20 protein-coding genes and 1 riboswitch are annotated in these 21,266 nt (G+C 55.4%); of the genes, 7 read left to right on the top strand and 13 right to left on the bottom strand.

Features of this window, described 5'->3' with window-relative positions; translation table 11 throughout:
• Nucleotides 1-228 precede the first annotated feature (228 nt).
• Nucleotides 229-1,311 carry a YheC/YheD family endospore coat-associated protein gene (locus tag GQY55_RS20960; protein ID WP_160043846.1) on the top strand — a complete coding sequence of 361 codons (1,083 nt, stop codon included), beginning with the start codon at nt 229-231 and terminating at the stop codon, nt 1,309-1,311.
• 22 nt (nt 1,312-1,333) lie between these two features.
• Here GQY55_RS20960 and GQY55_RS20955 read toward each other — a convergent pair whose 3' ends face one another.
• The 3 genes from GQY55_RS20955 to GQY55_RS20945 are packed head-to-tail and all read right to left on the bottom strand — an operon-like array spanning nt 1,334 to nt 4,282.
• Complete coding sequence (locus tag GQY55_RS20955; protein WP_160043897.1) at nt 1,334-2,140, bottom strand: energy-coupling factor transporter transmembrane component T family protein; 807 nt, start codon at nt 2,138-2,140, stop codon at nt 1,334-1,336.
• Complete coding sequence (locus GQY55_RS20950) at nt 2,140-3,681, bottom strand: ABC transporter ATP-binding protein (RefSeq protein ID WP_160043845.1); 1,542 nt, start codon at nt 3,679-3,681, stop codon at nt 2,140-2,142. The genes GQY55_RS20955 and GQY55_RS20950 overlap by 1 nt, the downstream gene beginning before the upstream one ends.
• Complete coding sequence (locus tag GQY55_RS20945) at nt 3,674-4,282, bottom strand: ECF transporter S component (protein WP_160043844.1); 609 nt, start codon at nt 4,280-4,282, stop codon at nt 3,674-3,676. The genes GQY55_RS20950 and GQY55_RS20945 overlap by 8 nt, the downstream gene beginning before the upstream one ends.
• Nucleotides 4,283-4,387: 105 nt before the next feature.
• Nucleotides 4,388-4,499, bottom strand: a riboswitch (TPP riboswitch).
• 440 nt (nt 4,500-4,939) lie between these two features.
• On the opposite strand from GQY55_RS20945, the gene asd reads away from it, so the two are divergent.
• The gene (gene asd / locus GQY55_RS20940; protein ID WP_160043843.1) at nt 4,940-5,749 is read left to right on the top strand and encodes an archaetidylserine decarboxylase; all 810 of its coding nucleotides are present in this window, start codon (nt 4,940-4,942) and stop codon (nt 5,747-5,749) included.
• A gap of 6 nt (nt 5,750-5,755) precedes the next feature.
• Here the strand turns inward: asd and GQY55_RS20935 are convergent, their stop codons facing one another.
• The 4 genes from GQY55_RS20935 to pdxR all read right to left on the bottom strand — a co-directional run bounded on the left by GQY55_RS20935 (nt 5,756) and on the right by pdxR (nt 10,365).
• Nucleotides 5,756-6,610 carry an SDR family oxidoreductase gene (locus tag GQY55_RS20935; protein WP_201452200.1) on the bottom strand — a complete coding sequence of 285 codons (855 nt, stop codon included), beginning with the start codon at nt 6,608-6,610 and terminating at the stop codon, nt 5,756-5,758.
• Nucleotides 6,611-6,622: 12 nt separating this feature from the next.
• Complete coding sequence (locus GQY55_RS20930; RefSeq protein ID WP_160043842.1) at nt 6,623-7,633, bottom strand: phosphotransferase enzyme family protein; 1,011 nt, start codon at nt 7,631-7,633, stop codon at nt 6,623-6,625.
• Between the two features lie 376 nt (nt 7,634-8,009).
• A complete protein-coding gene (locus GQY55_RS20925) occupies nt 8,010-8,795 on the bottom strand; it encodes an AraC family transcriptional regulator (protein ID WP_160043840.1) in 786 nt (261 codons plus the stop codon).
• A 118-nt stretch (nt 8,796-8,913) separates the two neighbouring features.
• Complete coding sequence (gene pdxR / locus GQY55_RS20920; protein WP_160043838.1) at nt 8,914-10,365, bottom strand: MocR-like pyridoxine biosynthesis transcription factor PdxR; 1,452 nt, start codon at nt 10,363-10,365, stop codon at nt 8,914-8,916.
• Between the two features lie 166 nt (nt 10,366-10,531).
• On the opposite strand from pdxR, the gene GQY55_RS20915 reads away from it, so the two are divergent.
• The 3 genes from GQY55_RS20915 to GQY55_RS31540 all read left to right on the top strand — a co-directional run bounded on the left by GQY55_RS20915 (nt 10,532) and on the right by GQY55_RS31540 (nt 12,886).
• A complete protein-coding gene (locus tag GQY55_RS20915; protein ID WP_160043836.1) occupies nt 10,532-11,191 on the top strand; it encodes a pyridoxamine 5'-phosphate oxidase family protein in 660 nt (219 codons plus the stop codon).
• Between the two features lie 138 nt (nt 11,192-11,329).
• Nucleotides 11,330-12,628, top strand: a complete 1,299-nt coding sequence (locus GQY55_RS20910; RefSeq protein WP_160043835.1) for an aminotransferase class I/II-fold pyridoxal phosphate-dependent enzyme — start codon at nt 11,330-11,332, stop codon at nt 12,626-12,628.
• Nucleotides 12,629-12,766: 138 nt separating this feature from the next.
• Nucleotides 12,767-12,886, top strand: a complete 120-nt coding sequence (locus tag GQY55_RS31540; RefSeq protein WP_212958675.1) for a YjcZ family sporulation protein — start codon at nt 12,767-12,769, stop codon at nt 12,884-12,886.
• 92 nt (nt 12,887-12,978) lie between these two features.
• On the opposite strand, the gene GQY55_RS20905 is transcribed toward GQY55_RS31540, so the two are convergent.
• The 5 genes from GQY55_RS20905 to GQY55_RS20885 form a co-directional block, all read right to left on the bottom strand.
• The gene (locus GQY55_RS20905; protein WP_160043833.1) at nt 12,979-14,202 is read right to left on the bottom strand and encodes an ABC transporter permease; all 1,224 of its coding nucleotides are present in this window, start codon (nt 14,200-14,202) and stop codon (nt 12,979-12,981) included.
• A gap of 2 nt (nt 14,203-14,204) precedes the next feature.
• Nucleotides 14,205-14,951, bottom strand: a complete 747-nt coding sequence (locus GQY55_RS20900; protein ID WP_160043831.1) for an ABC transporter ATP-binding protein — start codon at nt 14,949-14,951, stop codon at nt 14,205-14,207.
• A 39-nt stretch (nt 14,952-14,990) separates the two neighbouring features.
• Complete coding sequence (locus GQY55_RS20895) at nt 14,991-16,394, bottom strand: DEAD/DEAH box helicase (protein WP_160043830.1); 1,404 nt, start codon at nt 16,392-16,394, stop codon at nt 14,991-14,993.
• Nucleotides 16,395-16,609: 215 nt separating this feature from the next.
• Nucleotides 16,610-17,383, bottom strand: a complete 774-nt coding sequence (locus GQY55_RS20890; protein ID WP_160043828.1) for an SDR family NAD(P)-dependent oxidoreductase — start codon at nt 17,381-17,383, stop codon at nt 16,610-16,612.
• A gap of 126 nt (nt 17,384-17,509) precedes the next feature.
• On the bottom strand, nt 17,510-17,968 hold the full coding sequence (locus GQY55_RS20885) for a chemotaxis protein CheX (RefSeq protein ID WP_160043826.1): 459 nt from the start codon (nt 17,966-17,968) through the stop codon (nt 17,510-17,512).
• Nucleotides 17,969-18,374: 406 nt separating this feature from the next.
• Here GQY55_RS20885 and GQY55_RS20880 point away from each other — a divergent pair, with 406 nt between their 5' ends.
• Both GQY55_RS20880 and GQY55_RS20875 read left to right on the top strand, forming a co-directional pair.
• Nucleotides 18,375-19,277 (top strand): LysR family transcriptional regulator, encoded by a 903-nt coding sequence (locus GQY55_RS20880; protein ID WP_160043825.1) that lies wholly within the window; start codon nt 18,375-18,377, stop codon nt 19,275-19,277.
• Between the two features lie 37 nt (nt 19,278-19,314).
• Nucleotides 19,315-20,124: a histidinol-phosphatase gene (locus GQY55_RS20875; protein WP_160043824.1), complete on the top strand. Its 810-nt coding sequence runs from the start codon at nt 19,315-19,317 to the stop codon at nt 20,122-20,124.
• A 157-nt stretch (nt 20,125-20,281) separates the two neighbouring features.
• Here GQY55_RS20875 and GQY55_RS20870 read toward each other — a convergent pair whose 3' ends face one another.
• Nucleotides 20,282-21,250 (bottom strand): DMT family transporter, encoded by a 969-nt coding sequence (locus tag GQY55_RS20870; protein WP_160043895.1) that lies wholly within the window; start codon nt 21,248-21,250, stop codon nt 20,282-20,284.
• Nucleotides 21,251-21,266: the final 16 nt, after the last annotated feature.

Raw genomic sequence — 21,266 nt, 5'->3', positions numbered from 1 at the left:
TTTCATTTCCAGCCTATACAGATGCTGGGGGGAACGGTGACAAACTAGCAGCACCAGGGGGGCAAAAATAGGCGGGACATGGATGGACAAACGCCCCTTGCTGACAAGAAAACAGCGGCATAAACTATACCAACCCCCGAAGCGTAATTGTACGGCGTTTGACAAGGGAACATTCGGCATGGACAGCGGTTTGCGCCATGACTATATCGGGAACAGGAGGGATGAAATGTGTGGTTTTCTTATGTCGGAATTCTGTTGAATGCGGCCATGCACCGGGGGATTCCGCAGGGAAGAACCGGGCAGGAGTCCCTTTCCAACTATGAGGAGGCCGCTCGCATTTATGGGTTGATCCCCTGCTACGTCCAGCTTCAGGATCTTGACTTGGACAGCGGACAGTGCAGCGCCTACGTGCTTAAGGGGCATGCCTGGACGCTCGAGCGCATGCCGATTCCGCGCGTCATTCATAACCGGGCCATTTATATGGACGTGGGCTCCCGTCACAAAATCGAACGGCTGCTCAGCCAAGGTTACCTTATTTTCAACGCTTTTAACCGATACGGCAAAGATGAGATCCACCAGCTGCTGAAACAAGACCCGCTGCTTGCGACTCATCTCCCGAAAACGCAAATAGCCGCACCTTTGTCCATCGCGGACATGATGCGGCATTACAACGATTTGGTTATGAAGCCCTGCACCGGCAGCGTCGGCCGCGGCATATGGCGGCTTCGCCGCACGGGAACGGCCTGGAAGCTGACTTATTCGCCAAGCGGCAGGTATTATGGCTGGAAAACGGTAACCCTTCGCCAAAACAAGCTGCCCCAGGCTCTGCGAAACCGAGTAGGCCGCGTTCCGTATCTCGTCCAGGAGCGCATCGCCCTCGCGGAATACAAGGACCGGCCGTATGATTTGCGCGTCACCGTGCAGCGGGGCATCAGCGGGCAATGGGAAATAACGGGCATATACGCCAAGGCCGCCCCCTCCCGCACCTTTGTGTCCAATATGGCGCAGGGAGGAAAGGCTTTTCCCGCGGAAACCGTCCTGGGCGAAAGCCTTCCTCGCTTGTCGCCGGAAGCGATCCTATCGGAAGTCCGTCATCTCGCGCTCCGGATCGCCGAAAAATTGGGGCAGCATCTCCCCATGGCCGCCGATTTCGGGCTCGACATCGGCCTTGCGAAAACGGGGAAACCTTATTTCATCGAATGCAACGGGCGCGACCAGCGTTACGGCTTCCGCAAGGCCGGACTAAACGAGATTTGGAAGGAAACGTACCGCAAGCCTATGGCCTATGCCCGCTTCCTCCTCGGCAGCTGATGCCCGTTGTCTTCCGTCATTTTTAGGAATGGTAGCGGACATCCGCGATGCCGAACCACGGGAAAACGGCCGCGGCGGCATAAGCGGCGCATAGAGCGAAAACAAGCATCAGGATGGCCGCTCCGTCCGCCCAGGAAACGTTGGATGGGTAGTAGTAGGTTCTACCGCCTTCACCGTTAAAGCGCTTCGCTTCCATCGCGACGGCAACCCGGTGGGCACGGCGGATGGCTTGAGACAGAAGCGGTACGGCGTACAGCCGGACATGCTCCGCCACACCCCGAAGACCGCGTCCTTTCACCTTAACGCCGCGAACCTGAAGCGCCTGCCTGCGGATGAGAAACTCCTCCCACACCATCGGCAGCAGCCGGATCGAAGCCATAAAGCTGTATGCAAACCGCGGAGCGAGCCTGAAATTTTGCATCAGCGCGTAAAAAAGTTTGACGGAAGGGGTCGTGCCGGCAAACAGCAACCCCTCCGCCGCAAACGCGATCGAGCGGAAACCCAGGTGCAGCCCGCGGTAGAAGCTTTCTGCCGTAACGCGCAGCATTCCCCACTGCCACCATAACGTATCGCCCTTACCGAACAGGATCATCGTCGCGGAGGAGGATACAAACAGCAGGCCAAACGGCAGGACAAGCAGCAGCGTTTTCCGGGCCGGATACCCGCCGAGCATAAACAAAAGAGCGGTATAAGCCGCAGCCTGATAAACCGCAAAATCGATGTCCCGCGTCATTACCGTAACCAAAAACAACACAATAAACACGGCGAGTTTTACGGCGGGATTGGCGCGAGCCAAAACCGTTTGGCGGGTAGGCGTCAGCAGCTCGATCATGTGCCCACCCGCCTTTCGGTCCGCTTGGATTCGACCGCAGGTCGTTCGATCACCGCGCCGTCCCGTACCTCCCATACCCTCGTGGCCACCTGCCGGGCGATGTCCTCTTCATGGGTTACCATCACGATGGCGGCCCCTTTCTCCTGCATATTCAGGCAGTAATCGAGTATCGCAAACGTATTGCGCGCATCCTGTCCAAAGGTCGGTTCATCCAGCAAAAGGATCGGCTGCCCCCGCATAACGGCCGCAGCCATGCTGAGCCTCCGTTTCTGGCCGGTGGAAAGCTGGTACGGATGGCGGCATTCAAGCCCTTCCAAATGGAAAAAACGCAGAAAATCGCGCGCTTTCTCTTCGGCCAGCCTGTTCTCGTCGCCCGTCAATCTGCCCGTCTTCAAGGAAAAAGCCGCCTCCTCCAGCACCGTGTCCGCAACAAACTGAAATTCAGGATTTTGAAACACGTATCCGACCCGGTCCGAAGGGGGATGAGCCTTTTTTCTTTCCCTCCTGGAGGCGCCTTCCGTTTCCGGCATCGCTTCTCCGCACAGCCGATACTCCCCGCGGAACCGCAGCAGCGACATCAGACTCAGCAAAAACGAGCTTTTTCCGGCGCCGTTCGGGCCGACAATGGCGATAAAATCGCCGGGATAAATCTGCGCCGACTCTGCATGAACTACAGGCCGGCCGGCGCGGAATCCCGTGAATTGCCGCAGCGTGAGGAGCGGAGCCGGATTTTCCGGCACAACGGTTTTTTCCGTTTCGTCCCGCTTCGTTTCAAGCATCCGAAAAAAGTCCTCCCACACGCCCGGATACCATATGCCGTATTGCCGCAGTTCACGCCGGAAAGTACGGAATATCCATTCGGGGCTGCCGTCGCCGATGACGCCTCCGTCCGGAGCAAACAATATGATCCGGTCCATCCGGTCCGCGATCTCATCAATCCGGTGCTCCACGACGATTAAGGTACGTCCTTCCGCCGATTCCCAGACGGCCTCCCACATTTGTTTCCTTCCTTCGGGATCCAGCAAAGCGGACGGTTCATCCAGAAAAATAACGTCAGGTTCAAGCAGCAGCACGGATGCCAGCGCCAACCGCTGCTTCATGCCCTGGGACAGGCTGTCTACCGGCACATGCAGCTGATCGAGGTTCAGGCCGACCGCCGCAAGAACCCGCCGCATTTCGGGAAGCATCCGCTCACGCCGGATACCCCGGTTTTCCAAAACAAACGCCAGCTCTTCATCGACATACGGCATGCAAAACTGGGTATCCGGGTCCTGAAATACGTATCCTCCGGATTGCGGCGCCACGATGCCGTCCGCTTTGAGCGGAACCTCCATTACATGCGGAATGAGTCCTCCCAGCACCTGCAGCAGCGTCGATTTGCCGCAGCCGCTCGGGCCGAGCAGCAGCACCTTTTCGCCGCGGCGAACCGAAAGGGACAAATCCTTAAACACAAAAGTTTGCTCGCCCGGAAATTTCAGCCTAAGCATGCTTACGCCCGCGACGGTCTCCGGTTCAAACGTCTCGCGATGTTCAATCATGTTCAAGCGCTTCGTAATCTTTTTTGGTCACGGGCCGCAGAAGCTGCGTCACGCCGGTCGCTTCCAGCGCCTTGGCCAGGGCAAACGCCAAATATCCCGCCAAAACCGCGGAGCTGACGATCCGCAGCGCATATTTGAACAGCATCATGCCGAGCGTATAGTCCGTCACGTAGCCGAAATAAATATCGACCGCGAATGAACCAAGCGCCGCCGCCGCTCCCGCAAATGCCGCCGTTCCCATCTTGAAGCTGCGGTAACGCATCACGGCAAAAACGAGCTCCGCGGCAAGCCCCTGCACGATGCTGTACAGCACCAGCTGAATGCCCCATTCGCTGCCGAACAATATTTCCACATGAGCCGCCGCAACCTCCGCCAAAATGGCGACGCCGGGTTTGCGGATCAGCAGCATGGCGAGCGTCGGAGCCAAAAACCAGACGCCGTAAACCAGCTCATCCGCCTGAAAAAACAGCGGCTTAAACAAGTCATACACCGAACTCCAAAAATGATACACGACGCCAAGCACAAGCGACAGCAGCACCGTGACCAGCAGGTCGCTCAGCCGCAGCCCCTTCCTTTTTTCCGCAAGCAATGCATAATCCATCCTGTTTCCCCCTCTTTTGTTTTTTGAATCGGCGGGAATTTGCATGAACAGGCACGAAAAAAACCGCCCTGGATCGCAAAGAGAGACGGTTAAATAAGCCCGAAAAGGGCTTCATCGCGAATTCTCTACGCTGGCATTATCCAGATCAGATTCCCGGTCAGCAGCGGATACAGCTGCAATCTCAGCCTGATTCACTCAAGCTCCCGCATCCCATATGTAACGGATCGCATTTCATAAAAACACAAAAGCGCATCATCCGTATCCTGGTTCCAAAATACACCAATTCCGAAGCGATTGGCAACAAAAAAATTTAAATAAGGATGAGACAAAAATCCAAAGAGCGACTTTCAATCGGCAATATAGAGAGCGAAACGTTTTCGTTCGCCGATATATTGGACCAGGGAGCGGCAGGAATCGAATTTTGCAAAATCCTGAAATAATTAGGCTTCCGGCAGTCCGGCTGCTTCCGCCGACCGCCCCCCATTTTGATCGTTATTGATTGATTTAACCGCTATTCTATGTCAATATATTTCAGAGTGTTCCAAAAATAGTATGCTGCGGCATTCGGATCCGGCCGCTAAATCCGATGAAACCAAAAGGCGGCCGCGAACGTTAACTCTATAAATCGACTTAGCATCATCCGAAGGGAGAAATAGCATGGCAAAAGAATGGTTAAGGCTGATGACGGAGCTCTCCTCAAGAAAGTGGCTTTCCGCATTGATGGGACGCTTTTCCCACAGCAGGCTCAGCAAAAGCGTCATCCCTTTATTCATAAAAAGCTATCAAATTCCGGCTCACGAGGCCGAAAAAGAAATTCACGAATACCGGACGCTGAACGAGTTTTTTTCGCGCCGGCTGAAGCCGGGCATGCGCCCGGTGGATGAAGGCCCGAACGTACTGACGAGCCCGGTGGATGCCAAAATCACCGCGATGGGCGACATCAGCGCGGGAACGATTTTGAACGTAAAAGGCCAGGATTATTCCGTGGCGGAGCTGCTTCATTTTTCTCCGCATTTGGAGCTCTACAAGCACGGTTATTTTTTTGTCCTGTATTTAAGCCCGACCGATTACCACCGCATCCATTCCCCTATTACGGGCGTGCGTACGGAAAGCGAGCATATTAAAGGCCGCGCCTATCCGGTCAACGAGTTCGGCATGACCCGAATGAAAACGGTGCTGTGCCGCAACGAGCGGCTGATTACCTACATCGCCGGGGAATACGGAGAGGTGGCCGTCGTTAAGGTAGGCGCCATGAACGTAAGCAGCATCCGGTACAACGACGAAAGCGTGTCCCGCTGGAACAACGGCGACGATCTGGCCTACTTCGAATTCGGGTCGACGGTCGTGCTCCTCACCCAGGACGGAACCTTTACGCCGCGGGCGGACCTAAAGCCCGGAGACCAGGTGCGAATGGGCCAGCTTCTCGGCACGCTGCATGCCCCGGCGCCCCGCTCCAACAACCCATAACCGCCGTTACGGCCGCTTGAGCACCGAAGCGATGATGTTTTGGAACAAGCGCCCCGGCAGCAGCGCTTTGGCATGAAGCGTCAGCCGGGTACTGCGCGGAAGCGCGTACCGGAACGCCGGACGTTTCATGCAGGCAATATGCGCAACGAGTTTGGCAACCTCTCTCGGGTCGCCTCCTTGTCGTGCGCTTTTTTGTGAAAACGCCAGCACCTTTTCCAGCATGGATTGATAGGGCGACCTCTTCGCCGCGCTCATTTGCGTGAAGCCCTTGTCCCAAATCGGGGTGCCGTAGGCTCCGGGCTCTACCAGCACGACATCGATTCCAAACGGCCTTGCCTCAAGCGCAAGGCATTCGCTGAACCCTTCCAAAGCAAACTTGGAAGACGCGTAAGGCGCATAGCCGGGAAATCCGACGCGGCCGCTGATGCTGCTCATCTGAATAATGCGCCCTTTGCCCTGCTCCCGCATGATCGGCAGCACGGCCTGCGTCACGCGCACCATCCCGTGAAAATTGGTGTCCATCTGCTCCTGCCAAATCCGGGCGGGCACCTCCTCGACAAAACCTCCGTATGCCGTTCCGGCATTGTTAACCAGCACGTCCAGACGCCCGTGCCGCCTGAATATGAGCGCAGCCGCCTCCGTGACGTCGTCGTTTTCGGTGACGTCCAGCCGAATGCAATGGATTTTCCCTTGCACGCCCGCTTGCGCAGCCGCTTCCATCACTACGGCTTCCGCCTCCATCCTCCGGATGCCCGCAATGACGTCGAACCCCCGTCTCGCAAGCTCGACCGAGATCAGCAGGCCGAAGCCGCTTGAGCTTCCGGTCACGAGAGCGACCGGGTTCCCTTGCCATGTGTTCACTATTCCACCGCCTTATACGGGAATCGCTTGAAACAAAAACGGCTTCCCGTCCAAATAATGGCGAAGGAGCGCCATTGCGTACGGCTTGCTCTCCCGCAGCTCGGCCGCTTCCCATGGATGCGGGGCATGATAGCTTTGGTTTTCGATCAGCGATTTGATAAAAAAGGTTTCAAGCACGCGGATGTCGTCCGGCTCGCTGGAAACGGGCAGCAGACGCTCGTATCCTTCCAGAAACACCTGCCGCTGCATCGGGTAGAGGCCGATAAATGCCTGCGCCAAATCGTACAAAAAATAACCGTAGCCGCAGCGTCCGAAATCGATCGGATAAGGCTCCCCGTCCTTGAAAACGAGATTTCCCTCATGAAAATCGCCGTGGATGATGCCAAAACGTTCGTCATCCCTTGGCATTCCCGCCATATGGGCCGTCACCTCGGCCGCGGCCTGCTCATACACGCCGTGTTCGTCCGGCGTCAGAAAGCTCCGGTAATGCTGTTTGAGCCTGGCCGCTTCTTGGGCGAACGCCCGCTCATCCCAGACCGGACGGACAAAACCTTCCGGAACCTGAAATTTCCGCGCTGCCCGGTGCATCCGGGCCAACAACCCGCCCATTTGCAGAAGCTGGCTTTCGGTGAAGTCTCCTTCCCGATGATCGCCTTCCACCCAGCGCAGCACCGAAACCTTCCAGCTTTGCCCCCGTCCCGTCTCCACCTCGGTTACGTAAGAGCCTTCGCGGTTTTTGACGCCTAACGGCGCCCCGATTCCTTCTTCTTCGGCCAAATAGGCAAGCCACTCCATTTCCGAAACGGTTTCGGCTGAAGACGCCGATCCGGGATGGACGCGGAGCAAATACCGACTTCCCGTTTCGTCTTCGATTTTATAGGTCACATGCTCCGATACCTGAATGAAATCCAGCTCTTTTTCATGAATGTCGTATTGCTCGAGAGCAGCCGTTAAAGCCGCTTCCGCCCGAACGAGCAATAGTCTTCTGCTGTCTTCCGTATCCGCCTGAAAAGCTTCGTTCATAGATACCGCCCCCTTCATTTTCTGTTTTGCCTGGTCAAGATGCAAGCAACATCCCATACTGCTAGCATAGCATACCGGGCGCTTCAAATTCGAAATATTATCGCAATGCCCTTTCGGACCGAAGCGGGTTTTGCCTTTACCGGCCCTTCATTAAGAAAAACGTCTATCGACGTACTTCCTAAGAAGACAGACCGAGCTTAAAGGTAGTTTTTCTTGCAATATCAGGAAGAAATGGCTCTGTAGTTTATACATGCTGATATTATAAAAAACGGCGGCGCAGTTCTCATGACTGCCCGCCATTTTTTACTATTGCTTTGTCTTCACCCGCTACGAAGCCTGTCCCTTCGGAAATCCCTATGGGTCCGGAAAATAGGATTCAACGGATTTCGGAAGGTTTTTTCCCCGTATACTGCTTGAACTGCCTGCTGAAGAAAAAGATATCGCGGTACCCGAGGGCGTCCGCCACCTCCGTCACGTTCATGCCCGCGTGAAGCAGCAGATGCTGCGCTCGTTCGATCCGCGTCCGGATGATATAGGATTGCACCGGCGTCCCGATCAGCTCCTTGAACTTGATCGAAAAATAGCGCGGCGACAAACCCGCGCGGGCGGCAAGATCTTCGACCCGATGGGGTTTGCCGGGATGCTGCTGGACGTAATTCGCGATTTCGTGGATGACCTCGGTTAGCTGGTTGCTTACCTTCTTCTCCTCCGGCTGCTCGCGGTCATGCCGCAGCAGATGGATCATGAGCTGCTTCAGGATGAGCTGCCCTTCCTCCTGCGCGGCGAACGTATTCACCAAAAACAACCTGACGTACCGGGACAGCATATATTCGAAATCGACGGTATCCGTGAGCCTTCGATAAGGCTGCGGAATGTCGCTTACCGGCTCGTTGATCCTGAAGTGGCTGTAGGTTAACACAAGCGGCTTTTGCGGATTATGGGTCGCGCTCGTATGGTCCCCCGGCCTGAACAAAAAGCAGCTGCCTTTGCCGACCTCAAACGGCTCGTCGTTCCGGATCACCGTCCCTTCGCCGCTCCATACATAAAATAAATCGTAGTTTTCCAACGCTTTTTCGCGTTTCTGCCATTTCCATCCCGGCTCGCATACGATTTTCGCCAGCGAGGGCAGTATTTGAAAAGAAGACGGCGACGCGTGCAGCATGTCGTCATTCCCCCTTAGGATATTTACTTTACAAGAAAAACGTTGATCGCCGTATTTTCCATAAGCGAGAGCCGCATGCCGGCGGTGTTTTTCAAAAATCTATCTCCATGATACCCCTTCACGAGAATTTTTGCACATCCTGCCATGCAAGCGCAAGTCTGCGGATGCCTTCCTCCATCTTCTCCTCCGTCAGATGGGCGAACCCGAAACAGGCGGCCGGCGGCCCCTGGTCCATCCAGTACGCCTGGGCATCGCGGAAATAAACGCCTCTTCGGTTTGCGGCTTCGCAGAACGCCCCGAACGCCTCCGGCGATTTCAGCCAGTTCGCATACACGTGCAATCCTGCGTCGCCGGGCATCAGCTCGAAAAGCCCGCCGGCCATTTCGTGCATTCTGTTCCAGAATTGGCGGTGTCTCGCCCCGTACAGCCGGGTCAGCCTGCGCAAATGACGCGTATAGCAGCCCTTGGCCATAAACCTGGCTAACGCCCGCTGCTCCAGCAGCCCCGGCGACATCGGCTCATACAGCGATTTGGCGCGTACGGCAGCCGCAACCAGCCCTTCCGGCAGGACCGCATACCCGAGCCTCAGCCCGGGGAACATCGTCTGGGAGAAGGAGCCGATATAAATGACGCGTTCCTGAGTGTCAAGCGTCTTCAGCGGCTCGATCGGCCGTCCTCCAAAACGGAATTCGCTGTCATAATCGTCTTCGATGATGACGGCGTCATGCCGCTCCGCCCACTCGAGAAGCTGTCTCCGCCGCTGCAGGCTGAGTACGGCTCCCGTCGGATACTGCCTGCTCGGCGTCACGAACAGAATCCCCGCGTCCCATTCCTGCGGCAGCACTCCTTGGCGGTCGACCGCCGCGGGAATGACTTTGCCGCCGCAGGCTCCGATCGCACTGCGGATGCCGTGAAACCCCGGATTTTCCACGACCGCAGCCTCTCCTTCATTCATCAGCAGCTGAAACAGCAGCACGATGGCCTGCATCGAACCGTTAAAAAGAACGACATGCTCCGGACGGGCCATAATGCCCCGCGTCACGCGCAAATGGGAAGCGATCGCCTCGCGCAGCTGCCCGTCGCCTTCCGGCGGCGCTTTATGCTGCAGTCCGGTTCCTTTGGGCCCCCCTGCATGGGATAGCGCGCTCCGCCATTCTTCATACGGAAACCGGCTCATTTCAAGCGGCTGATTGACAAAGCTGATGTCCGCCCGTGTTGCGGGCTCCAAAGGCGCAGCCGGGAGGTGAAGCAGACGATCGCCCCATCTCGAGAGCCTGATCGGCGATTCCTTTATGTTCTCCGCCTGCCGGGGGGAATAGCCTGCGTCAGTAACAAAGGTTCCCCTGCCCGTTTCGGCATGAACGTATCCTTCCGCCATCAGCATGTCGTAGCTTTGGGCGACCGCCCCGCGCGACAACCCGTACTGTTCCGCCAGCTCCCGGGTCGACGGCAGCTTCATGCCGCCCGGCAAACGCCCGTCCTGAATGGCCTCCCGCAAAGCATGGTAAAGCGCCAGATATTTGAACCGGTATTGGTCGAGATATGCCTGCATATGGAGCGTCAATTCCATCTTGTCAGCCTCTTTTCTAAACAACGTGCAACATTGGACTATAAAATTTAATCTAAATTGGATCTTTTTTGTTGTCAATGCGTCCGTTATGCTGACAAAAAGCTTTTGCGGACCGAACATCGGACGTCATGCAAAACGGCAAAAAAGATAGTGGGGGGAATATAAAATGAGAAGAAATGAATTCACCGTTACCGAGGAAAAGGAAATCGACGCGTTTTTGTCCGGGATGAGCTTCGGCTTTCTCGGCACCGTCTCGGAAGACGGGCGCCCGCGGGTTACGCCGCTCAATTTTGTGTACGATCAGGGCATCTTTTATTTTCACGGCAGCCGGATCGGCGAAAAAATAGACCACCTAAAAGCGAATCCGGCGGTCAGCTTCAGCGTGGCCGATGAATATGCGGTCATCCCTTCCTATTTCACCGACCCGAACCTGGCCTGTCCGGCAACGACTTATTTCAAAAGCGTCACGGCAAGCGGCCGGGCCGAAATTGTAACGGATGTGCAAGAGAAAGCGGCGGTGTTCACGCTGCTGATGAAAAAACTCCAACCGGAAGGCGGCTATGATCCGATCGATCCCGCCAACCCGGCCTACGCCCCGCGGCTGCGCAACGTGGCCGTCGTCAAGATCGTCCCGGACCAGGTTACCGCCAAATTCAAATTCGGGCAAAACCTGGCGGATGACGAAAGGAACCGGGTGCTTTGCGGGCTTTCGTCCCGGGGCGGCAGTCGCGACCTTGAAACAGCCGAACTGATCCGCGTCAGCGCTCCGGCCGAACCCAAAAAGAAAAGAGGGACGCCGGACAGAAATTCGGAAATAAATGAATGACCGCCCGGTATAAAAAGCTCCTTTTGCCGTGACGGCTCCTGCTGCAAATGATATAATGTTAGGCAGTTAATACGGAAACCTTACATGGAAATCCCGCTTCATTTCCGACATTACAACCGATTTGGAAGGATGGAAGACATGGTAAACCGACCTGCTGAACAATTGAACGAAAGCATCAAATCCGGCAATCCGCATGTGCACGACATGCTGTCCACGCTGGGAAAAGAAATCTATTTTCCGAAGGAAGGCATTTTGAGCCAATCCGCCGAAGCCGCCGGCCATGCCAAAAAATACAACGCGACGATCGGCATCGCGACGGAAGGCGGCATTCCGATGCATTTGGACGTCATCCAAAGCAAGCTGTCCGCCTATCAGCCGAAGGATCTTTATCCTTACGCTCCTCCTGCCGGCAAACCCGAACTTCGGACCGCCTGGCTTGCCAAAATGAAGGAAGAAAATCCTTCCCTGGAAGGGAAATCGGTCAGCAATCCGATCGTAACCAACGCGCTGACGCACGGCCTCAGCATCGTTGCCGACCTGTTCGTCGATGAAGGGGACGCCGTCATTTTCCCGGACAAAAACTGGGAGAACTACGAGCTGACCTTCGGCATCCGCCGCCACGCGGACATCGTCAATTATCCGCTCTTCACGGACGAAATGACGTTCAACAGCCAAGGCCTGCGCGAGGCGCTGCTTGCGCAAAAGGACAAAGGCAAAGCGATCGTGATCCTCAACTTCCCGAACAACCCGACGGGATACACCCCGGGGCTTAAAGAAGGGGAAGAAATCGTTGCGGCCGTCAAGGAAGCGGCGGAGGCAGGCATCAACGTGGTCGTGGTCACGGACGACGCTTATTTCGGGCTCTTTTTTGAAGATTCCCTGAAGGAGTCGTTGTTCGGCAAGCTGGCCGGTCTTCATCCGCGGGTCCTCGCCGTCAAAGTCGACGGCGCAACCAAGGAAGAATTCGTGTGGGGCTTCCGCGTCGGGTTTATCACCTATGTTTCCGAAAACAAAGACGTGCTGAATGCGCTGGAGCAAAAAACGCTCGGCATCATCCGCGCCACCGTTTCCAGCTGCTCCCATCCTTCGCAGACGTTTGTGCTCGATGCGCTTAAATCGCCGGAATTTCATGCGCAGAAGGAAGAAAAATTCCAAATCATGAAAGGCCGCGCCAATAAAGTCAAAACGCTGCTTGACAGCGGAAAATACGGGGACGCGTGGGACTATTATCCGTTCAACTCGGGTTACTTCATGTGCCTGAAGCTGAAGGATGTATCCGCGGAAGAGCTGCGCACGCATATCCTTCATCAATACGGTGTCGGAACGATCGCGCTCGGCGAGCATGACCTTCGCATCGCGTTTTCCTGCATCGAGGAAGAATACCTCGAAGATCTGTTTGATCTGGTGCACAAGGGAATACTCGATTTGCGGAAATAGCAGCGCGTCTGTCAGAACGGTCCATGATCCAGGGAATTGTTTTTTATCCTGGAACGGGTGATTGCCCAAGCACAGATATCCCCCTAGACATATGATACGGTGTAAGTCAAAACAATCCAATGTAAAGGGGAATGAACAATGAGCGAAGAAGTAAGAGGCGCGTACGGATACGGTTGTCACGGGTTGTTTCATAACACCGGAGCAATCCTTGTTCTCTTCATCCTTCTGGTCATCATCACCCGTTCTTTCTGGATCTGATCTCGCATCCTTGGATCAAGCATAGAATTACGAAAAGGCATAAGGCCGGGATTCTCCCGCCTTATGCCTTTTTATTTCGATGTGAAATTCCGTCAATCTTCGTCTTCGTCGTCGGACGCTTTTTTTCTGTTGGCAAAAAAACGGAACAGCAAACAGAGGACGATCCCGCCCGCCAGCGTCATAAAGACGGCGCCGAAACGGCCGGGCCCCGCTCCAAGCAGCGGAAGCCAGGTTACGGCCGCAAACAGCAGCTGAATTTGAAACGCGAGCTTGACCGCATTGCTTCTGCGGCTGCCGGGCGCGATCGGATATACGTGAAGCCAAAAGGATTCGCTGTGAAAGCGCAGCAGCGACGACAGCTGAACCCCTGCCAAAAATACGAAAAACAAATAGATGACGGAGCCGACGATGCCGCCCCGCTGCCACCATGCCAAAAACGCCGCCAATATGCCGACCCGAAGCACGATGCCCAAAATGTCGCTGCGCACGAAGCTTTTGACGAGCAGGTACCGGTACGCCGTTTCCGGTTTCCACGGGATGCCGTTTCCGGCCCAGGAAAGCCATTTTCGCGCATAAACGCGCTGCTCCCTGCCCGGGACATTGACGAACCAGCCCAGAATCATCAGCACGCGTCCGACCTGTACTTTTTCTTGGGCAATCAGCCTCTCCCATGCCACGGGATGTTTGGCCGGGATGCGCAGCGCTGCGAGATACGTGACCGCAAGCAGCGCGATAAAGATCAAGCTGCGCCCCGCCGGCTGCCACATCCAAGCGGCCACGGAGAGCGCAAGCGCGACGTAACGCAGCAGCCTGTACGCGAGCGCGGCCTTCCGTGAAACCATCCGCAGCTCTTTCCAGCAGCCGTGGCTGGCCAACAGCTTGAGCCCGACCAGAACGATCAGGAACAGCCAAAAGGACTTCGGATTGACATCGCTGCGAACGTATAGCGGCCATAAAATAAGAAAGATGATGGCTAAAACCAGCAGTTTGTAAACGACGCCGCCGATCCAGCTTCCTTTGAAATAGCTTGCCATCCGGGATTCCTGGGGCAGCAGGAAAACGCTGTCCGCCGGAACCAGGTAGGTTCTAAAGCTGCTGTTTACCGTCAAAGGCACCAACAAAACCAGCATGATCCAGCGGATCGGCAGCCCGGCAGGAAGATGCTGAACGAAAGCCGTATACCATGCCGAAAAGGCGATCAGCGCAAACATGAAAAGCACCGCCACGCCGCTTTGGAAAACGTAACCGAGGTACGGCAGCACTTCTTTTCCCCAGAAGCGGCTACGGCGTTCCGCCCTTAATTTCATCAGGTCCATCGTCAATCCCTGCCTTGCACGAGGGTATAGAACATTTCTTCAAGCCCTGCCCCGGCCGTTCCCGCCTGCGCTTCGATCGCTTCCAGCGGACCTTGCGCGATGACGCTTCCCTGATGCAGCACGACAAACCGGTCGCAGTAGTTCTCGATCGTCGAAAGGATATGGGAGCTCAGCAGAATGGACGAGCCCCCTTCCTTCAATTCAACCATAAAATCCAGCAAAGACCGGATGCCGAGCGGATCAAGCCCGAGAAACGGCTCGTCGATGATATACAGCGACGGGCGGGCCACGAAAGCGCACATGATCATGACTTTCTGCCGCATCCCTTTGGACAAATGCGTGGACAGGCTGTCCATTTTGTCCTGCATCCGGAAAATGCGGGACAGCCTGTCCGCACGTTCCTCGTAATCGCTGCGCGGAACGTTATAGGCTCTCGCCGTAAATTCGAGATGCTCGCGGACGGTCATCTCGTCGTACAAAAGCGGGGATTCCGGGACGAAAGCCAAGGAGCCGTGATAGGTTTCCGCATCTTCCTCCCGCTTTTTCCCCCGTACCCGAATCTCCCCCTTTTGGGGATTCATGAGCCCGAGAATATGCTTCATGGTCGTGCTTTTTCCGGCGCCGTTCAAACCGATCAAACCGACCATTTCGCCCGGGTTAACCTGAAAGGATATGTCGTGAAGCACGGGGCGGTTTATGCTGTAGCCCCCGCTTAAGCCTTGAATATCCAATACCGTATTTCCGTTCATTGCAACACCTCCATGAAATGCCGTATACCGCTTTTTACGTCAAGGGCGTTTTTTGTCCTTCAACCATTTGGGAGCCCCTTTGTTTTTCCGGTCGCGCTCCCGCTGGCTGTCGTTTCGAGCCGGCGGCTTGCCGCCGCGGGCAGGTTCGCTTTTGCTTTTGCCCGGTCCGGACGGCCTGCGCGTCTCTTCCCTGGCCGCTGCGTCTCTTGTTGAGCCGTTGCCTGAAGCATCCGCAGCGATTTTGGCATTCGGTCCCTTGTCCGCGGATTTCCGGGTGCCGGACTGTCCGCGCCCCCCGGGCGCCGCCCCCGGCTTCAACACCTTGCCGCCGTACAGCCGGCGCTCTTCGAGCGGAATGCCGAGCTCCTTCGCAAATTTGTTCATGATGAAAATTTGCCGGTACGTTACAAGGGAAAGAACCAGGCCGCTTCGGCCCATGCGTCCGGTGCGTCCCGCACGGTGCACGTAATGCTCGGCATCCGCCGGCGGATCATAGTTTACGACCATCTCGAGCTCTTCGATATCGAGACCGCGGGCGGCCACGTCGCTCGCAACCAGCACCTTGAACTTGCCGCCGCGGAACCCGGACAGCACCCTGCTGCGGCTCAGCTTATCCGCGTCCGCATACAGCGCCTCCGCCGAAATGCCCAAATAATTCAATTTCGCCTGTACTTCGGCGATCGTTTCCGTCTGATTGACGAACACAATCGCTTTTTTCGGATTATAGTGGCGGAGGACGCGGCGCAGCGTCTCCACTTTATCCCTTTCTTCGCCCGCAAAATAAAAATGCTCGAGCCCTTTGGCCGTAGATTGGTCCGGATCGATGCCGATCTCGACCGGCGCGTTCATCTCGCGTTTGACCAGCGCCGCCGTCTCCGGGCTGACGGTCGCCGACAAAAACACGAGCTGACGGCCCCGAAGGGCGCTGCGCAGTATGCGATCCACGTCCGCCGCGCCGCCGAGCTGAAACACCTGATCCACCTCATCCACGACGATCGTGTTCACTTCATGCATCTTCAGCTTGCGGATTTCGATCAGCTCACGGATCCTTCCCGGCGTGCCGACGATAAGCTGGGGATGCTGCTTCAGCTTTTCCACCTGGCGCTTCAGGGCGGCGCCGCCGATCAGTCCAAGCACGCCGATGCCGCGGTCTTGTCCGTATTTTTCGCCTTCCCTGACGATCTGCATGGCGAGCTCCTGCGTCGGGGCGATCACCAGCTTTTGCGCCGCTTTCCGGCCGGCGTCGATGCCCTGAAGGATCGGCAGCAGGTAGGCCAACGTTTTGCCGGTCCCCGTCTGCGAACGTGCCAGCACGTCCGCTCCCCGCAAAATGGCGGGAATGGCCTCCGCCTGCACCGGGGTCGGTTCCGTGATTCCGTATTCCGAAAGGCTGTTTATCAATGACTGTTCAATGCCCAGCGCTGTAAACGAAGTTGCGTTCATTATATTCCATCCTTTTATCTAAGTCATTCCTATCCATTATATGATAAAAGCGCCTCCGCACCAAAAAATTAATTTCAGGCCGGACCGGCGGCATATAATTCCCCCGAAAAGTAAGGCTATGGCTTCAAAGCCGATTCAGATGATTGGCGGGGACACTGGAAATCATAAAATGCTCTATAGATCCAAAAAAGCCGGCTCTTTCCCGAGCCGGCCTGTCATTTTTTATTCATCATGCGGTATGTAAGCCTGTCGGACAGGCGCGGGAACAGCTGGTACAATCGCATGGCCGCGGCAGCCTTGAGCGGCAGGTTCAGCTCTTCCTTGCCCGTTTCCATCAGCCGCACCATCTTGCGCGCGACATGTTCCGGTTTCATCATCAGCCATTTGACGCTGCTTACGTATCCTCCCGAAGGATCGGCGATATCGAAAAAAGGCGTATCGATCGGGCCCGGATTGACGGTGGACACCGCGACTCCCGTGCCGCGCAGCTCCTGCCGCAGGGCGTTGCTGAATCCGAGCACCGCGTGTTTGGTCGCCGTGTAGGCGGTCGATTTGGCGGTGCCGATTTTGCCGGCCATGGACGCGACGTTGACGATCAACCCGCTGCGGCGCTCAAGCATATGGGGAAGCACCGCCTTCGTGCAGCGCACGGTCCCCATATAGTTCACGTCCATCATCCGCCCGAATTCTTCGGAAGGCATGTCCGTAGCCGCTTCGAATTTGCCGTACCCCGCGTTGTTCAATAAAATGTCGATTCCTCCGAAGTCCCGTATCGTTTCTTCTACGGTCTGCCTGACCTCTTCTTCGCTGGTCACGTCGAGCACCCGAATCCCGTGTTTTCCGGCGATCCGGCCGGAGGCTTCGGCCAGCTTGCTTTCGGAGCGCGCCGCCAAAACCGGGACGGCCCCCTTTTCGCTGAGCATTTGCGCCGTCAACAGACCGATTCCGCTCGAAGCCCCTGTAATCAACACGACTTTATCCTTCAACATGGTTTCCAGATCCTCCTAAGCGATGCGCGTGGCGGTTCGCCGCCGCGCTCCCGTTTTTGCCTTTCTTCTAAAGATAGCAGAAACAGCCGTTAGGAGGAAATCGCTGCAGGTAAAAAGTAATTTTTCCTATGAAATCATGACTTGGATGTCAAGTTCCCCGATTCCGTCCATTAACAGCGGGATGCTGAGCGCTTTCTGCGGAGAAGCCGAAACCACATGTTCGCTTTTGACAACCTTCGGCGGCGTAATGTCGACGCTGACGCCCTGATTGGACAAGATCGTGCTCGCATTGCCGCTAATCATGTTTCCGAGCTCGGAAATCGCGCTTTGCCCCATCTCGTCCATTTCCGTCAAGACATATCCGCCCATCATGACGGAAACCATCCGGAGCGCAACGCTCTCATGAATGCCGAACATAATATTTCCGTTCAACTGTCCGGTCATTCCGATTTGAATCCAAATATGGTCTTGAAAGAATTCGACCGTCTTTACCCCAAGGTTTCCCGTCGAAGGGGATACCTGTATCACCTGCTCAATGACAAGCCGCGCGGATTCCAGAAAAGGATTAATAACCTCCGCTTTCATTAATGTAAAACACCCCTTCCAGCTAGATGGCAGCACTACGCTCCAAAAGTCCCATTTCCGTTTGAACCAATTATACGTGAAACCACTGAATAAATCACCAAAAATTCACATTCGCTTGAATAACTAGGGTATAATTGCCCTTATGATTAATTCCTTTTTCCTATTTAAGAAATCGCGAGCCCGAATCCTGATATGTATATCGGTCCTTTAGGCATAATTTTGAATACCATGACGAAATTTGCTAGCTCATTTTTTTTGTTTTGAGAGACCGCCCGCGTTTGGCTGCAAGCCCGGAACCCGCGCCCGCGCGGCATTGCCGACGCTTTCGGAATCCCATATAATTAAAGGATATACACTTTGGTCGAATTTCCGTTCAGGGTACAAATAAAGTCTAAGGAGGAACTGCATGAACATCAGTCAACTGGAGACACTGATTACCATCTCAAAGACGATGAGTTTCCGCAAAGCCGGAGAACTGCTCAATTTGACCCAGCCTGCGGTATCCGCCCAAATCAAAAGCCTGGAGGATGAGTTCAAAACCGTTCTGGTCGACCGAAATCAGCCGGTTACGCTCACCGACCGCGGGCAGGTGTTCCTTGAACACGCCGAGCGGATTCTGGCCGTTGTGGAAGAGCTGAAGCAGCGATTGTCCGATCTGGATCAAATCCCGCAGGGACATATTGTGCTCGGCACGACGACCTCCATCGCGATCCAAATCCTGCCGAGGGTGCTTTCCTATTTTCAAAACCAGTTCCCTCTTATCAAAACGTCGATCCAATCGATGGCCTCCTCCCAAATTTATACGAGCGTTGAAAACGGCCAAATCGATGTCGGCATCGGTTATTTGATTGAACGCAACCCCAATTTGATTACGTCCGTCCTGTACTACGACACTTTCGAGCTGATCGTCTCTCCAAGGCACCCCCTTGCCCGCAAGACGACGGTATCGACGGACGTCCTTCAGGACACGCCGCTCATTCTGCTGTCGCAGGATACGGTCGGCAGACGGTTCAGCGACGAAATATTCAAAAAACACGGCATTGTCCCTAACGTGGTCATGGAGCTGTCAAGCAGCGAAGAAATCAAACGGATGGTCGAAATCGACCTTGGCGCCGCCATTATGTCCAAGCAATCGGTTGCCAGCGAGCTGCGTCACGGCACCCTCAAAATCATCCCGCTCAGGGAGCTTGAGGTCAGCCATCCCGTCGGATTGATTTACAAATCCGGAAAATATCTCAATTCCGCCATGCAGCAGTTTCTAAGCGACTTAAAGGGCATGCCCGAAACCCAGTTCATCAGCTCCGAATAAGTTCGGACGCCAATTTCAAGCGAAGGGAGAACATACGATGAAATTCGATCTTCATACCCACCATTTCCGCTGCGGGCATGCGGACGGAACGATCCGCGATTATGTGGAGGCCGCCGTTTCCGCCGGCTTGCAAGCGATCGGCATCTCCGACCACACCCCTTATTTCGGGGAAAAAGCGGAGCAGGCGTTTCCGGCCATCGCCATGGGAAAATCCGAAATCGCGAACTACGTCGAAGAAGTGCTGCAGCTGAAAAAAGAGTACGAAGGCAAAATCGACGTGCTGCTTGGCATCGAGTCGGATTATTTTCCCGAACACTTCGAAACCTACCGCAAGGTGCTGTCCAATTATCCGTTCGATTACATCATCGGGTCGGTGCATAGCGTCGGAGGCGTCAGCATTTTCAACAAAAACCGTTGGAAAAAATTAAACGATAAGCAGCACATCGAAGTAAAGGAAGAATACTACCGTCTGATCCAGGATTCGGCGCGAAGCGGCTTGTTTCAATTTTTGGGCCACATCGACGCCATGAAAGGGAATTATCCCGCATTTTCCGATATTCCCGCGGAACGCATGATGGACGAAACGCTGCAGGTCATTGCGGAACACGGGGTGGCGATCGAAATCAACACTTCCGGCAAAACCAAGCTGAGCGGAGGCTGGTATCCGTCGGATTCGATTCTGGAGCGCGCCTGCCATTTCGGCGTCGACGTCACGTTCGGCTCGGACGCGCATAAGCCTTCCCGGGTTGCGGATGAGCTGAATCAGGTCGCCGCGCGCCTGAAAGAGATCGGCTTCAAGGAATGGGTCTATTTTAAAAACAAGGAAAAAATCAGCGTGCCGCTGTAGCCTTTTCCGTCCAAAACAAAAAAATGGACCCGTCACGAGCGGGTCCTCAAAACATCATTTATATTTTCAAAAAGGGGGTCATGCAATAAGTGTACCCCGTCTCTGTTAGAGACGCATAACAGCAATATTTCAATTATGTTACAAAACAGGTCCCCCGTTACATTCCTCTTTCAGCGCTTTCGGCGCGGGCAGCTTTCCTTTTTCCCGCTTGACCGGAGCGGTTCACGATAATGATGCCGGCAACGACCAGCCCAAGCGACAGCCCGATCCAGGCCGACACGCGTTCGTCCAGCAGCACCGCCGACAGCAGAACGCCGAAAACCGGAATCAGGAACAAATATAAGGATACTTTTCCGACCGCGTTATATTTCATGACCGTGTTCCACAGCGCAAATCCTGCGGCCGAAAGCACGGAAAGGTAAAGAAGCAGCAGCCATCCTTTGGCGTCGAAACGGAACGGCGCGACCCCGCTCCGGACGGCTCCGACGGCCAATAGCGCCAAGCCCCCGATCAGCATCTGTTTTCCCGTCAGCGCAATGACGGATTCGCCTGCGCTTTCCTTGCGGAAAAGCACGTTGCCGAATCCGCCGAAAGCGGCCGAAGCCAGCAGCAGGATCGCTCCGATGCCGAAATGGAACTGCACGCCCTGCTGCGCGAATCCCATGACCAAAATGCCGAAAAAGCCGAGCAGCAGGCCAAACCATTTGGCCGGATTCAGCGATTCCGACTTGTCCATGAGCCGGGCGGACAATATTTGAAAAAGCGACGTGGAGCCTACCAAAATAGAGCCCTCGATGCCCGAGCTGTAGCTGAGTCCCGCATACAACACGAGGTACTGCAAAAATGTCTGGATCAAGCCGAGACGAACGAGACGGGGCATGGAAAGCGGCTTGCGGCCCTGGCCGCGGGCGTGTCCCATCAGCATCGCCAGCAGCATCAGCAGAAGCCCCGCCAGCGCAAAACGGTAACCCGCGAACACCCACTCCCCGAATACGTTTTTCGAATCGATCCGAAAATGCTCGTAGCTGATTTTGATGACAGGCAGCGCGCTTCCCCATAGCAGGGTGGCCCCCGCCGAGCTGATCAAAATGCCTGCCGGATGTTTAAACCATGTTTCTGCCTTCACTTGCTGCACTTAATCT

It is taken from the genome of Paenibacillus sp. USDA918EY (assembly GCF_009870825.1).
GTDB lineage: Bacteria > Bacillota > Bacilli > Paenibacillales > Paenibacillaceae > Paenibacillus_AQ > Paenibacillus_AQ albilobatus.
The sequence above is the reverse complement of the archived record's forward strand: the minus strand, read 5'-3'. Positions and strand labels throughout refer to the sequence as shown.